The organism is Escherichia sp. TW14182 (genome assembly GCF_000208525.1).
In the GTDB taxonomy this organism is placed as follows: Bacteria; Pseudomonadota; Gammaproteobacteria; order Enterobacterales; family Enterobacteriaceae; genus Escherichia; species Escherichia ruysiae.
Genome location: NZ_AEJZ01000112.1, coordinates 23,952 through 39,613 on the forward strand (window position 1 = coordinate 23,952; position 15,662 = coordinate 39,613).

14 protein-coding genes and 1 pseudogene are annotated in these 15,662 nt (G+C 51.7%); 6 read left to right on the plus strand and 9 right to left on the minus strand.

Annotation, left to right across the window (positions count from 1 at the left end; genetic code table 11):
* The first annotated feature begins 217 nt into the window (after positions 1–217).
* From EQY_RS0110760 to cmoB, 5 genes are read left to right on the plus strand one after another with little or no spacing between them, the layout of a single operon-like run.
* Positions 218–784 (plus strand): hydrolase, encoded by a 567-nt coding sequence (locus EQY_RS0110760; RefSeq protein ID WP_000891647.1) that lies wholly within the window; start codon positions 218–220, stop codon positions 782–784.
* A complete protein-coding gene (locus EQY_RS0110765; RefSeq protein ID WP_000639253.1) occupies positions 781–1,599 on the plus strand; it encodes a DUF72 domain-containing protein in 819 nt (272 codons plus the stop codon). Before EQY_RS0110760 ends, EQY_RS0110765 begins: the two co-directional genes overlap by 4 nt.
* Positions 1,600–1,651: 52 nt before the next feature.
* Positions 1,652–2,047, plus strand: coding sequence for an MAPEG family protein (locus EQY_RS0110770; RefSeq protein WP_010345040.1), 396 nt, complete (start codon positions 1,652–1,654; stop codon positions 2,045–2,047).
* 40 nt (positions 2,048–2,087) lie between these two features.
* Positions 2,088–2,831: a carboxy-S-adenosyl-L-methionine synthase CmoA gene (gene cmoA / locus EQY_RS0110775; protein ID WP_000019588.1), complete on the plus strand. Its 744-nt coding sequence runs from the start codon at positions 2,088–2,090 to the stop codon at positions 2,829–2,831.
* Entirely contained in the window at positions 2,828–3,799 is a 972-nt protein-coding gene (cmoB, locus tag EQY_RS0110780) for a tRNA 5-methoxyuridine(34)/uridine 5-oxyacetic acid(34) synthase CmoB (protein ID WP_000564725.1), read from the plus strand. Before cmoA ends, cmoB begins: the two co-directional genes overlap by 4 nt.
* 34 nt (positions 3,800–3,833) lie before the next feature.
* On the opposite strand, the gene torZ is transcribed toward cmoB, so the two are convergent.
* The 4 genes from torZ to EQY_RS0110800 all read right to left on the minus strand — a co-directional run bounded on the left by torZ (position 3,834) and on the right by EQY_RS0110800 (position 9,104).
* Positions 3,834–6,263 (minus strand): trimethylamine N-oxide reductase TorZ, encoded by a 2,430-nt coding sequence (gene torZ / locus EQY_RS0110785; RefSeq protein WP_000176863.1) that lies wholly within the window; start codon positions 6,261–6,263, stop codon positions 3,834–3,836.
* Between the two features lie 24 nt (positions 6,264–6,287).
* The gene (locus tag EQY_RS0110790; protein WP_001214269.1) at positions 6,288–7,388 is read right to left on the minus strand and encodes a NapC/NirT family cytochrome c; all 1,101 of its coding nucleotides are present in this window, start codon (positions 7,386–7,388) and stop codon (positions 6,288–6,290) included.
* Between the two features lie 389 nt (positions 7,389–7,777).
* Positions 7,778–8,524: a copper homeostasis protein CutC gene (gene cutC / locus EQY_RS0110795; protein WP_001185707.1), complete on the minus strand. Its 747-nt coding sequence runs from the start codon at positions 8,522–8,524 to the stop codon at positions 7,778–7,780.
* 13 nt (positions 8,525–8,537) lie between these two features.
* The gene (locus EQY_RS0110800; protein ID WP_010345044.1) at positions 8,538–9,104 is read right to left on the minus strand and encodes a VOC family protein; all 567 of its coding nucleotides are present in this window, start codon (positions 9,102–9,104) and stop codon (positions 8,538–8,540) included.
* Between the two features lie 214 nt (positions 9,105–9,318).
* Here EQY_RS0110800 and argS point away from each other — a divergent pair, with 214 nt between their 5' ends.
* Complete coding sequence (gene argS / locus EQY_RS0110805; protein WP_001025326.1) at positions 9,319–11,052, plus strand: arginine--tRNA ligase; 1,734 nt, start codon at positions 9,319–9,321, stop codon at positions 11,050–11,052.
* Between the two features lie 52 nt (positions 11,053–11,104).
* Here argS and flhE read toward each other — a convergent pair whose 3' ends face one another.
* From flhE to EQY_RS26155, 5 genes and pseudogenes are all read right to left on the minus strand, one after another.
* Positions 11,105–11,497: a flagellar protein FlhE gene (gene flhE / locus EQY_RS0110810; protein ID WP_001221459.1), complete on the minus strand. Its 393-nt coding sequence runs from the start codon at positions 11,495–11,497 to the stop codon at positions 11,105–11,107.
* Positions 11,497–13,575, minus strand: coding sequence for a flagellar biosynthesis protein FlhA (gene flhA / locus EQY_RS0110815; protein ID WP_000067001.1), 2,079 nt, complete (start codon positions 13,573–13,575; stop codon positions 11,497–11,499). The genes flhE and flhA overlap by 1 nt, the downstream gene beginning before the upstream one ends.
* Positions 13,568–14,716 carry a flagellar biosynthesis protein FlhB gene (gene flhB / locus EQY_RS0110820; protein ID WP_024212519.1) on the minus strand — a complete coding sequence of 383 codons (1,149 nt, stop codon included), beginning with the start codon at positions 14,714–14,716 and terminating at the stop codon, positions 13,568–13,570. Before flhB ends, flhA begins: the two co-directional genes overlap by 8 nt.
* Positions 14,717–14,917: 201 nt before the next feature.
* Positions 14,918–15,562, minus strand: coding sequence for a protein phosphatase CheZ (gene cheZ / locus EQY_RS0110825; protein ID WP_000983593.1), 645 nt, complete (start codon positions 15,560–15,562; stop codon positions 14,918–14,920).
* A 10-nt stretch (positions 15,563–15,572) separates the two neighbouring features.
* Positions 15,573–15,662 (minus strand): annotated as a pseudogene (locus EQY_RS26155) (two-component system response regulator); the annotation flags it as partial.

Below are 15,662 nucleotides of genomic sequence, written 5' to 3' on the forward strand. Positions count from 1 at the left end.
AAGGCGGCTATTATACTGGAAATTCTGCCGCACCGTAAGAGTCTGGCCCGCTCTGGAACGACTCGTTACCACTTTATATCAGGCCTGAAATCAGACTCTACCCTTGTTTGCTATAAAGGTGTTGCCTGAGCACATAAAAATTAACAAAATTTGTCGTTCTGCCATCGGCTAATCGCATTAAGGTGAGAGGCTCGATTTTGTTTTATCTGGAGTCATCATGCTTGAACTGAATGCTAAAACCACTGCGCTGGTGGTGATTGATTTACAAGAAGGCATCTTACCGTTTGCCGGTGGTTCGCACACTGCTGAAGATGTCGTTAATCGCGCCGGGAAGCTGGCGGCGAAATTTCGAGCTAACGGACAGCCTGTGTTTCTGGTGCGCGTCGGCTGGTCTGCCGATTACGCCGAAGCATTAAAACAGCCAGTTGATGCTCCCTCACCTGCCAGAACGTTACCGGAAAACTGGTGGCAACATCCTGCGGCGTTAGGTGCAACTGACAGCGATATCGAAATCATCAAACGTCAATGGGGGGCGTTTTACGGTACGGATCTGGAGTTACAATTACGCCGTCGTGGCATTGACACCATCGTCTTATGTGGGATCTCAACCAATATTGGCGTCGAATCAACCGCCCGCAATGCCTGGGAGCTGGGCTTTAATCTGGTGATTGCCGAAGACGCCTGTAGTGCAGCCAGCACCGAACAGCACAATAACAGCATCAACCATATCTACCCGCGCATTGCCCGCGTGCGTCGCGTGGAAGAGATCCTCAACGCATTATGATTTACATCGGTCTGCCGCAATGGTCGCATCCAAAATGGGTGCGTTTGGGGATCTCCAGCCTGGAAGAGTATGCCCGCCACTTTAACTGTGTGGAGGGCAACACCACCCTTTATGCTCTGCCAAAGCAGGAAGTGGTTCTGCGTTGGCGCGAGCAGACCACCGATGATTTTCGTTTTTGTTTTAAATTTCCGGCAACCATTTCGCATCAGGCAGCATTGCGGCATTGCGATGATTTAGTGACTGAATTTTTGACCCGTATGTCGCCGTTAGCGCCGCGCATTGGCCAATACTGGCTGCAATTGCCCGCCACGTTTGCTCCACGGGATCTGCCTGCGCTATGGCACTTTCTCGATTCTCTTCCTGGCGAATTTACCTATGGTGTGGAAGTCCGCCATCCGCAGTTTTTCACCAAAGGCGAAGAAGAACAAACGCTTAATCGAGGTTTGCATCAACGCAGCGTTAATCGGGTGATTTTAGACAGCCGTCCGGTTCATGCAGCACGTCCGCATAATGAAGCCATTCGCGATGCGCAACGGAAAAAACCGAAAGTTCCGGTACATGCCGTGTTGACGGCAAAGAATCCGCTGATCCGTTTTATCGGTAGCGATGATATGACACAAAACCGGGAATTATTTCAGGTCTGGTTGCAAAAATTAGCGCAATGGCAACAGACCACCACGCCTTATCTTTTCCTGCATACACCTGATATCGCCCAGGCACCGGAACTGGTACATACTCTGTGGGAAGACTTGCGTAAAACACTCCCAGAGATCGGAGCAGTTCCGGCTATTCCACAGCAATCTTCTCTTTTCTGAAATTGCCACCTATTATAGACAAGTGCCATCGGCCATTTTAAAGGGAGTTTGTATGGTAAGCGCGCTGTATGCCGTTTTAGGTGCGTTGTTATTAATGAAGTTCTCTTTCGATGTTGTTCGCCTGCGTTTGCAATATCGCGTTGCCTATGGCGACGGCGGTTTTAGCGAACTGCAAAGCGCCATTCGCATTCACGGTAACGCGGTGGAATATATTCCCATCGCGATTGTGTTGATGCTGTTTATGGAAATGAATGGCGCAGAAACCTGGATGGTGCATATTTGCGGCATCGTTTTGCTTGCTGGTCGTCTGATGCATTATTACGGTTTTCATCACCGTCTGTTCCGCTGGCGACGTTCCGGCATGAGCGCCACCTGGTGTGCGCTGTTGCTGATGGTGCTGGCGAATCTTTGGTATATGCCCTGGGAGTTGGTTTTCTCCCTGCGTTAGCGCACAATACGCCACTTTCTTTTTCCCGGATTTTTACGTTATGTCTCACCGCGACACGCTATTTTCTGCCCCTATCGCCAGACTGGGCGACTGGACCTTTGATGAACGGGTAGCTGAAGTCTTCCCGGATATGATCCAGCGTTCCGTTCCCGGCTATTCCAATATTATTTCCATGATTGGTATGTTAGCCGAACGCTTCGTTCAACCTGGTACGCAGGTTTACGATCTGGGTTGTTCTCTGGGCGCGGCGACGCTCTCGGTGCGTCGCAACATTCATCATGATAATTGCAAAATTATTGCCATCGACAACTCCCCGGCGATGATTGAACGCTGCCGTCGTCATATTGACGCCTATAAAGCCCCTACGCCAGTAGACGTTATTGAAGGTGATATTCGCGATATCGCCATTGAAAACGCATCGATGGTGGTGCTGAATTTTACCCTGCAATTCCTGGAACCTTCCGAGCGCCAGGCGTTACTGGATAAAATTTATCAAGGGCTGAACCCCGGCGGCGCGCTGGTGCTTTCGGAAAAATTCAGTTTCGAAGATGCCAAAGTTGGTGAACTGCTGTTCAACATGCACCACGACTTTAAACGTGCCAACGGTTACAGCGAACTGGAGATCAGCCAGAAGCGCAGCATGCTGGAAAACGTGATGCTGACCGATTCTGTGGAAACCCATAAAGCACGCCTGCATAAAGCCGGTTTTGAGCATAGCGAGCTGTGGTTCCAGTGCTTTAACTTTGGTTCACTGGTGGCATTAAAAGCAGAGGACGCTGCATGATCGACTTTGGTAACTTTTATTCTCTGATTGCCAAAAATCATCTTTCACACTGGCTCGAAACGCTGCCCGCGCAGATTGCTAACTGGCAGCGCGAGCAGCAGCACGGGTTGTTTAAGCAGTGGTCAAATGCGGTGGAGTTTCTACCTGAAATTAAACCGTATCGTCTTGATTTATTGCATAGCGTGACGGCAGAAAGCGAAGAGCCGCTGAGTGCCGGGCAAATTAAACGCATTGAAACCCTGATGCGCAACCTGATGCCGTGGCGCAAAGGGCCGTTCTCGCTGTATGGCGTTAACATTGATACCGAATGGCGTTCCGACTGGAAATGGGATCGTGTTCTGCCCCATCTCTCTGATTTGACCGGGCGCACGATCCTCGATGTCGGCTGCGGCAGCGGTTATCACATGTGGCGCATGATCGGCGCAGGCGCGCACCTCGCGGTGGGGATCGACCCGACCCAACTTTTCCTCTGCCAGTTTGAAGCGGTGCGCAAACTGCTGGGTAACGATCAGCGCGCTCATCTGTTACCGTTAGGTATTGAACAGCTTCCGGCACTGAAAGCCTTTGATACCGTCTTTTCGATGGGTGTGCTGTACCATCGCCGTTCGCCGCTGGAGCATCTCTGGCAGTTGAAAGATCAGCTGGTGAATGAAGGTGAACTGGTACTGGAAACACTGGTTATTGATGGCGACGAAAACACGGTACTGGTGCCGGGCGATCGTTACGCGCAAATGCGTAATGTCTACTTTATTCCCTCGGCGCTGGCGCTGAAAAACTGGCTGAAGAAGTGTGGTTTTGTTGATATCCGCATTGCGGACGTGAGCGTCACTACAACAGAAGAGCAGCGTCGCACTGAATGGATGGTTACTGAATCGCTGGCCGATTTCCTCGACCCGCATGATCCGGGCAAAACAGTGGAAGGTTATCCGGCACCTAAACGCGCGGTGCTGATTGCGCGCAAACCGTAAAGATTAGCGCCCGTTTCCGGGCGCTATTCACTTCTTACGCCTGAATGGCTGGCTGATCAAACGCCGTTAACTTCGGCGCATTGCCCGTGTATTTTTCGATATACACCAACGAGGTGTTACCGGCACAGGCATTCGCCAGCTGCGAGCTGGGAATATCCGCCGTTAACACGTTTGCGCAGCCGTTTTTACACAAGCCATTCTCCAGATCCGGCCATGCGCCTTCATGCACGCACACCACGCCTTTTTTGATCCCGTCAGTCACCACGGCTCCCGTCAGGATCTGACCGCGTTTGTTCCAGACGCGTACCAGATCGCCGTTCGCAATGCCAAAGCGAGCAGCATCTTCTGTATGAATGGTGAGCGGCTCACGATCGGCAACCGCATATTTTTTACGCAGTTCCGCATAGTTAAGCTGACTGTGTAAACGATGTGCCGGATGCGCGGTCAGAAGCTGCAACTGCTTCTCGTCGGCGGTGCCTTTCCACTCATCAGGTGCAAGCCAGGTTGGGTGTGCCGGGCAATCCTTATAAGCAAATTTTTCCAGCGTTTTGGAATAGATCTCAATTTTGCCGCTTGGCGTACCCAGCGCATTTTTCACCGGATCGGCGCGGAAATCGCCATAGCGAACATATTGCTCGTTCTTCTCGCTGCGGCGCATTTCAAGCAGTTTATTTTGCTGCCAGAAGGCATTAAACATCGGCATAGTGACGCGTTGCGCACGCGCACCTTTCTGAGCGGCATCATAGAAAAATTTCAGCCACGCCATTTCATCTTTACCTTCGGTATAGATCTCTTTTCCGCCAGGTTTCAGTAATTCAGCAAGATCGGCAAACACGTCAAAATCGTTACGTGCTTCAAACTGCGGCGCAACCACTTGCTTCATCGGTACGATGTGCTGGTTGCTGTAGTCGCCGGTCATCGTCAGGTCATTGCGCTCAAACGATGTGGTGATCGGTAATACGATATCCGCGTGTTTAGCTGCTGCCGTCCAGTAACATTCAGAAACGACGATCAGCTCTGGTTTCTGCCAGGCTTTGATCAGACGATTGGTATCCTGGTGATGGGTGAAATTACCGCCGCCAGCCCACCAGATCATTTTGATATTTGGGTAAGTTTGTTCTTTACCGTTGTGCTGATATTTGCCGCCAGGATTTTCCAGCGCATCGACAATACGGGCGACAGGGATCGCCGTCATTCCGCCATCATCAGCGGCCTCGCTGGCCTGTCCGGCAATCGCCGCAGACATTTCCGGCAGTACGCCACCAACGCGTGTTGGATTGCCACCGTTGGAGTAATGATAAGAGAAACCAAAGCCGCCGCCCGGCGTACCAATCTGCCCTAGCATGGCCGCCAGGGTCACCAGCATCCAGTGTTTCTGTTCACCGTATTGCTGGCGTTGGATTCCCCAGCCGGCCATCAGCATCGTGCGATTCGCCGCCATCAGTTCGGCGAGTTTGACTATCTGCGCTTCCGGCACACCGGTAATTTCCGCCGCCCAGGCCGCGCTCTTCGGCGTATTATCTTTCTTGCCTGTCAGATACTCTTCAAACTGCGGATAGCCAGTGGTGTATTTTTCAAGGAACGCTTTATCGTGTTTGCCTTGTGTCAGAAGGGTATGCGCAATCCCTAACATCAGCGCCACGTCAGTCCCCATATTCGGCGCGATCCAGGTAGCGTTGTCGCCAAAGAACTCGATCGTTTCGGAACGGATAGGATCAATGGCAATCACCGGTTTGCCGGATTTCTTCAGTTGATGGAAGTACTCCAGCCCTTGCTCATCGGTACTACTCCAGGCAATTTTTAAGGTATTCAGCGGGTTCATCCCCCACAGCACCACCACCTGGCTGTTTTCCAGAATCAGCGGCCAGGAGGTCTGCTGTTCATAAACCTCCACGGAACCGACAACGTGCGGCATGATCACCTGCGCAGCTCCGGTTGAGTAATCGCCACTATGTCCTGAATAACCACCCGCCAGATTCATATAACGTTGCAGTAAAGTTTGCGCTTTATGCAACACGCCAGAAGAACGCCAGCCGTAAGATCCGGCAAAAATGGCAGATGGTCCATTGGCCTTGCGAATGCGATCGTGTTGCTCATGAATCAGTTTTAATGCTTGTTCCCAGCTCACCTGAACGTAACTGTCGTCGCCGCGACCTTTCGCCGGTTGCAGTGGATTATCGAGATAGCTTTTTCGCACCATCGGATGCTGAATACGCGCCGTGGTATGCACCTGATCCGCCGCCGTAGATTGCAAAGAGTTCGGGATGGTCTTCGCCAGCGCGCCTGTAGAAGAAACAATTTTACCGTCATTCACTTCTACGTTCATCGCTCCCCAACGGCCTGCGGTAAGAATTTTACCGCCCTTCTCTTCTGCCCATGCAGGTAACGGTACAGCCGATGTCACCACCAGCGCCCCTGCCGCAATACCGCTATGTTTAATAAACTCACGTCTTGTTAATGTCATAACTTCCTCCCTGATCAACGAAGATCACTGTTTCTCGGTAATATCTTTAGCGTTGTACTGGAAGTACCGCGTCAAAATATCCAGTTCGTTTTCGCTCATGCTGGTTCGCGCCCCCATCCCTTTGGCAATGGACGGCCATGCATTGACGGTGTAATGATCGGCGGCAATAGGTGCATGGCAACCAGCGCAATAGGTATCGTCGAGTTTTTCAGCGTATTGCCATAGCGGTTTACGGTCCGCTAATGCGGGATCGGTAAGCGGCCCCTGTAATGACGCCTTACGCCATTGATTACCGTATTCGTCAGCTTTCCATTCCCCATTTATCGTTAGCGCCTTGATACCTTCTTCACTCAGTGTGGCTAACGCCAGTCGTTGACCTGCCGCCAGGTAGAGCGTGTTTTCACTGCCCTGCATCTGATAACCCTGCAACAGGACGAGCGGCTGTTTGCCACTGGCATCAACAACCGTAAGATCGGTGCCTGGATTCACAGTAGCCAGTTCACCTATGCGGGAAGGTTTGAAAGGATAAATATGCGCGCCATTAGTCACTGATGTGGCGGCCTGACTTTCCAGTTCATGCGCCGCGTTGTCATCCATTTTTATTTCTGGCGGAAAATGGGCAATCCCTTTGTGGCAATCAATACACGTTTCGCCATCTTTTTGCGCTTTGGTATGCATTTTCTGCGCAGCTTCACTTTGCGATGCAATATCCATGGCATCAAAAGAATGGCAACTACGGCACGTTGCAGAGTCTGAGGCTTTTAATTCTTTCCACACTGTTTCGGCCATTTCCTGACGATGGGATTCGAACTTATCGTCGCTGTCTATTTTGCCGCTAACAAATTCATGATAAATATCTTTAGATGCTTTTAATTTAGCAAATAAATAATCCATTCCTGACTTTGGAATATGGCAATCGGCACATTCAGCACGAATACCTTTTTGATTAGAGAAATGGACAGTCCCCTGATATTCCTCAAACGGTTTGCTCATTGAGTGGCAGGAAAGACAAAATGCCGTTTCCGACGTTTTGTGCAACGTTTTTTGCGCCAACAATAACCCACCGCTACCCACCACTACTGCTATGAGCAGAAAAAATAACCCAATGCGTTTTTTCCCTCGCATAGATTCCTCTAATTAAATTCCAGTACACCGAACCAGCTGTATAAATAAATATACAACGAATTAATAACTCACTAAATTCGGCACAACACTGCCTGAAATAATCGACAAAGAATATGATTTATTGCAATTTAACCATTAATTATTAAAGAAGAAACCAGCCGTTATTTTTTAATATATATTTGGCAGTTTTAATAATTTAAATTACATAGTTAATATGAATATATATAACATTTTTAGTAGCATGATTTGGCGCGCTATTACGAAGTCGATATGACACGGCAACTGTTCATTTTTCATACTTCTCAAGGATAAAAAAAGGCCCCTGTTGAATGGGCAGGGGCCTGGTACGAGCAAGCATCATATTGGGCGACATGATGCAACGGTAAAAATCATTTGGCCTGATGGCGCTCAATGATTCCTTTCATTTCAGCAACCGCCGTCCCGTCTACGACATAACGCGAATACTCGTCCGCGTGTGCATCCGATGACATGGACAATCCCTGATTACGATAACGCATCGGTGAGGCTTGCCACGCTCCTGCAGAGCTATGGACTTCCAGCACCCCGGCATCGAGGAAATGGTGCAGGTTTTCTGCACGGACTCCTGCTCCGGCCATGATGATTGGAGCATCACCATAGGCAATAAGTTCCATAATTTTTGATAAACCTTGCAGTGCATCAGATTTTTGCCCCGATGTCAGCACCCTGGCAATGCCTAATTCAGCAAGGTTATTCAATGTATTTAAAGGGTTAGCGCACATATCGAAGGCACGATGAAAAGTGACGGCCAGCGGACCAGCAGCCGCCATTATTTTTTCCATTCGTGGCATATCGACATTACCATCAACATCCAGAACCCCCGTCACCAGTCCAGGAAATCCTAATTCACGCACTGTGCGGATATCTTCAAGAATGGCGGCAAACTCGCCGTCGCTGTAGCAAAAATCGCCACCGCGTGGGCGGATGATCGGATGTACGGGGATCGTAACATGCTGGCGCACGGACTTCAGAACGCCCAGTGACGGCGTTAGCCCCCCTTCTTTCGGTGCCGCACACAATTCTATTCTGTCGGCACCGTTTTGCTGCGCCGTCAGCGCGCATTCCATGCTGTAACAGCAAATTTCCAGTAATGCCATTTTTGCTCCTTAATTACGCCGACTGCTCGCTGGCAACGATCTCTTCAATGGACCATGGATGAAATTTTATAGTCGTTTTACCATCGGTGACCGCCAGCGTCGGATTCGGTAATCGTTCATGCTCACCTTTTGGCGAACTGGTTTTAACCGAGATCCCCGGCAGGCTTAGTCCTTCATCAGAAAGCAACGCCAGCGCGCGGGCATTCAGCGTTTCCGGCTCTCCTGGCAGAACAATTTCGATATGTTCCCAACCTTCATGCGGGTAGCGTTTTTCCCCTGGCCACGGCAACTCAACAATCGAAAACTGCCAGTGAGCAACCTGTACCGGTTCACGCAATTTAAACAGGCAAATCGGTCTACCATTGATCATATTTTCTGACAGGAGTTCGCCGCACTGTTCAAACCCGCGACGCCAGCGTTCAGCGGTGGCGTTTTGATGGCAACGCAAAGAAATGTGATCGGCAGTCAGCGGAGTAATATCCAGCCCCAGACGCCGTGAAAGTTCGTCTAATGCGTGGATAAATCGCGGTAAATCCGTTGCAATATCCTGCAACTCGTCGATAGATTGCCAGTTCGCCATAATCACTCTTCGTCTTCGGTAAAAGCGTTAATTTACCCTGTTGCCCTGCGCCAACCAACCGCTGATTTCACGCCGCTCCTGATGCAATAGTGAAAACGGCAATACGCCACGCGCACGTTGCTGACGAAAACAGCCATTTGCAGTATACTCCCGCCCTAATTTCTTTAACTGGTGCGGGCAATTTTTGCTCGCTTCATCAATGTAAGGTATTCCGGTGAATATTCAGGCTCTTCTCTCAGAAAAAGTCCGTCAGGCCATGATTGCGGCAGGCGCGCCTGCGGATTGCGAACCGCAGGTTCGTCAGTCAGCAAAAGTTCAGTTCGGCGACTATCAGGCTAACGGCATGATGGCAGTTGCTAAAAAACTGGGTATGGCACCGCGACAATTAGCAGAGCAGGTGCTGACTCATCTGGATCTTAACGGTATCGCCAGCAAAGTTGAGATCGCCGGTCCTGGCTTTATCAACATTTTCCTTGATCCGGCATTCCTGGCTGAACATGTTCAGCAGGCGCTGGCGTCCGATCGTCTCGGTGTTGCTACGCCAGAAAAACAGACCATTGTGGTTGACTACTCCGCGCCAAACGTGGCGAAAGAGATGCACGTCGGTCATCTGCGTTCCACTATCATTGGTGACGCGGCAGTACGTACTCTGGAGTTCCTCGGTCACAAAGTGATTCGTGCTAACCACGTCGGCGACTGGGGCACTCAGTTCGGTATGCTGATTGCATGGCTGGAAAAGCAGCAGCAGGAAAACGCCGGTGAAATGGAGCTGGCTGACCTTGAAGGTTTCTACCGCGATGCGAAAAAGCATTACGACGAAGATGAAGAGTTCGCCGAGCGTGCACGTAACTACGTGGTAAAACTGCAAAGCGGTGACGAATATTTCCGCGAGATGTGGCGCAAGCTGGTCGACATCACCATGACGCAGAACCAGATCACCTACGATCGTCTGAACGTGACGCTGACCCGTGATGACGTGATGGGCGAAAGCCTGTACAACCCGATGCTGCCGGGTATCGTGGCGGATCTGAAAGCCAAAGGTCTGGCAGTAGAAAGCGAAGGCGCAACCGTCGTATTCCTTGATGAGTTCAAAAACAAGGAAGGCGAACCGATGGGTGTGATCATTCAGAAGAAAGATGGCGGCTATCTCTACACCACCACCGATATCGCCTGTGCGAAGTACCGTTACGAGACGCTACATGCCGATCGCGTGCTGTATTACATCGACTCCCGTCAGCATCAACACCTGATGCAGGCGTGGGCGATCGTCCGTAAAGCAGGCTACGTGCCGGAATCCGTACCGCTGGAACACCACATGTTTGGCATGATGCTGGGCAAAGACGGCAAACCGTTTAAAACCCGTGCTGGCGGTACAGTGAAACTGGCCGATCTGCTGGATGAAGCCCTGGAGCGTGCACGTCGTCTGGTGGCAGAGAAGAACCCGGATATGCCAGCCGACGAGCTGGAAAAACTGGCCAATGCTGTGGGTATCGGTGCGGTGAAATACGCGGATCTCTCCAAAAACCGCACCACCGACTACATCTTCGACTGGGACAACATGCTGGCGTTTGAGGGTAATACTGCGCCGTACATGCAGTATGCCTACACCCGTGTGTTGTCCGTGTTCCGTAAAGCAGAAATTAACGAAGAACAACTGGCTGCCGCTCCGGTAATCATTCGTGAAGATCGCGAAGCACAACTGGCAGCTCGCCTGTTGCAGTTTGAAGAAACCCTCACTGTGGTTGCCCGTGAAGGCACGCCGCACGTGATGTGTGCTTATCTGTACGATCTGGCCGGTCTGTTCTCTGGCTTCTACGAGCACTGCCCGATCCTTAGCGCAGAAAACGAAGAAGTGCGTAACAGCCGTCTGAAACTGGCGCAACTGACGGCGAAGACGCTGAAACTGGGTCTGGATACGCTGGGTATTGAGACGGTAGAGCGTATGTAATCGCGTTATACCGCAAAGGCCGATGTCGTTGCAGACATCGGCTTTTTTATCACTAACGGTAATTCACAATCACTTCATTACGTTGTACCTTCAGCGGCGGAATTAACCGCCCACCGCCAGGCACTTCCCAGATAAATCGCAACGGTTCTGCCGCCGGTATACCGGAAAAGGCCACAGTGCTCCCGCTCTGCCCGTCTAACTCGACACAACGAGATTGTGAACACAAGCGTACCCGCAGCCCCGATGGTGTCGGGCCGATAAGCTGATAACGCCACGCCACCAGCGTCATCAATCCTGATGCTGGTTGTCGCGAAGAAAGAGGCGCTGACGACATCGACTCACCGCGATGATTTAGCGTAACGCCCACACTACTTGTCTGCCACATCCCCTCCCCGGCGGCTTGTACAACCAGCGGAAACAACAATATCGCCAGTAAGATCCTCATTATTTACCCCCAATAGTCGCCGTCATCCGAATCTGCCGGTTATCAGAGAGTTCGAGATTCGACAGTACCACCAGTTGCGGCAGGCTACGGCGCAGAAAGCGAGACAATAGCGGACGCAGCGCGTGGTTCACCAACAGTACTGGCGGCGCACCCAGCATCTCCTGACGGGATAATGCTTCCTGGGTCTGTGCCAGCAAACGATCCGCCAGCCCCGGTTCCAGTCCGCCACCGCCCTGCAACGCCTGTAACAGTAAACGCTCCAGTGGCGTGTCCAGACCGATAACGTGAACTTCATCTTTACCGGGGAACCACTGCTGAGTAATTGCCCGCCCCAGCGCCACGCGCACGACGGCGGTTAATTCATGCGGATCGCTCTGGATAGGCGCATGTTCCGCCAGCGTTTCAAGAATGGTGCGCATATCGCGGATCGGTACTTTTTCATCAAGCAGGTTTTGTAGCACTTTATGCAGCGTGGTAAGCGTGATAACGCCAGGAACCAAATCCTCCGTTAGTTTTGGCATCTCCTGCGCCACGCGATCCAGTAACTGCTGCGCCTCCTGACGACCAAACAGTTCTGCGGCATGTTGACTGATGAGGTGGTTAAGATGCGTTGCCACCACTGTACTGGCTTCAACCACCGTATATCCCTGAATCTGCGCTTGTTCTTTTAGCGCACTTTCGATCCAGATAGCATTAAGACCAAATGCCGGATCGACAGTCACTTCACCGGGTAGCGTCCCGGCGGCTGTTCCTGGGTTAATGGCCAGCCAGCGCCCCGGATAAGCATCACCACTGCCAATCTCAACGCCTTTCATCAAGATACGATAGCGGGCAGGCTGTAGATCCATATTGTCGCGGATGTGCACCACTGGCGGTAGAAAGCCCATCTCCTGAGCAAATTTCTTGCGAATACTGCGAATACGACCAAGCAACTCGCCATCCTGCTGAAAATCGACCATCGGAATCAGCCGATAACCCACTTCCATTCCCAGAGAATCTTCCAGTTGCACATCGTTCCAGGTCGCTTCGACAACGGCATTATTTTCCGCCATCTTCACTGGTTTCGGTTCAGCGGGCGCTTTTTGTTCACGTCCACGAACCCACCATGCCAGCCCCAGCAATCCCGCTGTGAACAGTAAAAATACCAGGTTTGGCATTCCCGGCACCAGCCCCAGTAAACCGAGCACTGCGGCACTTAACAACATGACGCTGGGGTTACTGAAAAGCTGATTCACCATCTGCTCGCCAACGTCCTGATCGGTACTGACTCGCGTAACGATAACCCCCGCAGCGGTAGAAATAACCAGCGCAGGTATTTGCGCGACCAGACCATCACCGATGGTCAACAGCGTATAACTTTCCGCTGCATGACCCATACTCATGCCATGTTGCAACACCCCAACCAGCAATCCGCCAACAACGTTAATGACCATGATGAGGATCCCGGCGATGGCGTCACCACGGACAAACTTACTCGCCCCGTCCATTGAGCCGTAAAAATCAGCTTCCTGGGTCACTTCTGAACGTCGCTTTTTTGCTTCATCTTCGCCAATCAGGCCAGCGTTGAGGTCGGCATCAATCGCCATCTGTTTTCCTGGCATTCCGTCGAGAACAAAGCGCGCACCCACTTCCGCGATACGTCCGGCACCTTTGGTAATGACCATAAAGTTGATGATCACGAGGATGACAAACACCACAATGCCGATGGCAAAGTTACCGCCCACGAGAAAATGACCAAATGCTTCAACCACCTTCCCTGCCGCCGCCGCGCCAGTATGCCCTTCCATCAAAATGATACGCGTGGAAGCCACATTAAGCGCCAGACGCAGCAGCGTGGTAAACAACAGAATGGTCGGAAACGCGGCAAACTCAAGCGTGCGCTGGGTAAACATCGCCACCAGCAACACCATAATCGACAAGGCAATGTTGAAAGTGAACAGCAGGTCGAGAATGAATGCGGGCAGTGGCAGCACCATCATCGACAAGATCAGCAGGATCAAAATAGGTCCGGCAAGGATCTGCCACTGTGTCGATTTCAGGTTTGCGGGCAGGCGCAGCATCGCGGCCAGATTACTCATGGGACGGTTTCTCGTTGATAAAATCCAGGGCTTCCGGCACCGGAAGATGAGTGGGTTGTTCAGGACGTTGTCCACCGGCCAGACGCCAGCGTTTCAGTTGCCAGACCCAGGCCAGCACTTCCGCCACGGCGGCATACAGTTGACCGGGAATTTGTTGGCCGATTTCTGCGTGTCGATACAGCGCGCGCGCCAGCGGCGGCGCTTCAAGAGTCGGGACGTTATTTTCAGCGGCGATTTCACGAATGCGTAACGCCACCAGCCCCGCGCCTTTAGCAACGACTTTCGGCGCGCTCATTTTGTTTTCGTCATACTGCAATGCCACTGAATAGTGAGTTGGGTTATTAACAATGACGTCCGCTTTCGGCACATCGGCCATCATCCGACGCCGCGCGGCAGCACGCTGCATCTGACGAATTCGCCCTTTGACATGCGGATCGCCTTCGCTTTGTTTGAACTCATCACGAATATCCTGCCGTGACATACGCAGCTTTTTCAGGTGGCTGAAAATTTGAAAAAAGACGTCAAATCCCACCATCGGAATGACACCAAGCACCACTAAAAGTGCACACAACCCCACAACATCCATCGCATTAGCCATTGCGGTAATGGGTGACTGCGCCATTAAGCGCATCATCTGCGGCCAGTGATGCCAGAGATAAAAGCCAGTAACGCAGCCAACCAGTGTAGATTTCAGGATAGCTTTCAGCAGCTCCGCGCCAGTTTGCGCCGAGAAAATACGTTTAATGCCCGGTAGTGGGTTGAGTTTGGAAAACTTCGGTTGCAATGATTTACCACTAAATACCAGCCCCCCCAGCATGACCGGCGAAATGAGCGCCACCAGCACCACACCGCTAATCAGCGGCAACAGTGCAAGCATGGCTTCTCTGATCAGCAAAATAATCTGTCCGAGAATGAGGTTGGGGTCATTGATGATGCTGTGATCAAAATGCAGCCCGGCGGAGAGCATCCCCGACAACCGCCGTGCCAGAGACGCGCCACCAAACCAAATAACACACACGCCCACCAGTAAAATGAGCAGTGAGGTCAGCTCACGGGAGCGCGGGATCTGCCCCTCTTCCCGCGCTTTTTCAAGTCGGTGAGGTGTGGGAGCTTCTGTTTTGTCGTCGCTCTCGTCAGACACGTCGCCAATCCTGGAAATGGTAATAAGCGTGAATAATGCCAGAGCGGAAAGCATTCAATGCCTGGAATAAGTGGCAAAACAGGTGGGCTTTAGGGCTTTTACCGCAGTACATCAGACAGGGCGCACGTTTGTCGGATGTGGCGTAAACGCCTTATCCGACCGCCTGATATGACGCGGTCACGTCACATCAGGCAATACAAATCAAAACCCAAGACTATCCAACAAATCGTCCACCTGATCCTGACTGGCAACCACACCGGCTTTGCTGGTATCGACCTGTGGTCCGTTAAGCAAACTCTGGTTTTCACGTTTCGGACGCGCATCCTGTTCCGGGATATTTTCCAGCAGCACCATCAACAACTGGCGTTCAATTTCCTGAATCACATCCATCATCCGTTTAATCACCTGCCCGGTGAGATCCTGAAAATCCTGCGCCATCATAATTTCCAGTAACTGCGCGTTTGTGAAGCTGGTATGAGCGGGCACATCCGCCAGAAATTGCCGCGTATCTGTCACCAGTTCACGGGCGTCGGCAAGGTCAATCGGATCGGCGAACCAGTCATCCCAGCGTTGGGTTAATGCTTTTGCCGATTCCTCCATTTCATCCTGATGCGGTTGTGACGCCTCAACACTGTTCAGCGCCCGCTCTGCGGCCTGCGCAGTCATCTGCACAACGTAGAACAAGCGATCGCGGGCATCAGGGATGGCTTCCGCAGCTTCGGCTATCGCCTGATCCAGTCCCAGCTCGCGCAGGCTGTCACGCAGCATACGCGTCAGGCTGCCGATGCGCGCGATGATATCGCCGGCTGCATGTTCATCAGCAGGTTTGATTGATGGTTGCATCATAGTCGCATCCTCACATGCCCAGTTTCTCAAAGATTTTGTTGAGTTTTTCCTCCAGCGTCGCGGCGGTAAATGGCTTAACCACATAGCCACTGGCCCCCGC

Excerpts from the sequence above, each read along its gene's own strand:
- flhA (WP_000067001.1), bottom strand. The coding sequence starts at position 13,575 with ATGAGTAATCTGGCCGCGATGCTGCGCCTGCCCGCAAACCTGAAATCG.
- EQY_RS0110800 (WP_010345044.1), bottom strand. The coding sequence starts at position 9,104 with ATGGCGAACTGGCAATCTATCGACGAGTTGCAGGATATTGCAACGGAT.
- cutC (WP_001185707.1), bottom strand. The coding sequence starts at position 8,524 with ATGGCATTACTGGAAATTTGCTGTTACAGCATGGAATGCGCGCTGACG.
- cmoB (WP_000564725.1), top strand. The coding sequence starts at position 2,828 with ATGATCGACTTTGGTAACTTTTATTCTCTGATTGCCAAAAATCATCTT.
- flhE (WP_001221459.1), bottom strand. The coding sequence starts at position 11,497 with ATGAGGATCTTACTGGCGATATTGTTGTTTCCGCTGGTTGTACAAGCC.
- EQY_RS0110790 (WP_001214269.1), bottom strand. The coding sequence starts at position 7,388 with ATGCGAGGGAAAAAACGCATTGGGTTATTTTTTCTGCTCATAGCAGTA.
- cheZ (WP_000983593.1), bottom strand. The coding sequence starts at position 15,562 with ATGATGCAACCATCAATCAAACCTGCTGATGAACATGCAGCCGGCGAT.
- cmoA (WP_000019588.1), top strand. The coding sequence starts at position 2,088 with ATGTCTCACCGCGACACGCTATTTTCTGCCCCTATCGCCAGACTGGGC.
- torZ (WP_000176863.1), bottom strand. The coding sequence starts at position 6,263 with ATGACATTAACAAGACGTGAGTTTATTAAACATAGCGGTATTGCGGCA.
- EQY_RS0110765 (WP_000639253.1), top strand. The coding sequence starts at position 781 with ATGATTTACATCGGTCTGCCGCAATGGTCGCATCCAAAATGGGTGCGT.
- EQY_RS0110770 (WP_010345040.1), top strand. The coding sequence starts at position 1,652 with ATGGTAAGCGCGCTGTATGCCGTTTTAGGTGCGTTGTTATTAATGAAG.
- EQY_RS0110760 (WP_000891647.1), top strand. The coding sequence starts at position 218 with ATGCTTGAACTGAATGCTAAAACCACTGCGCTGGTGGTGATTGATTTA.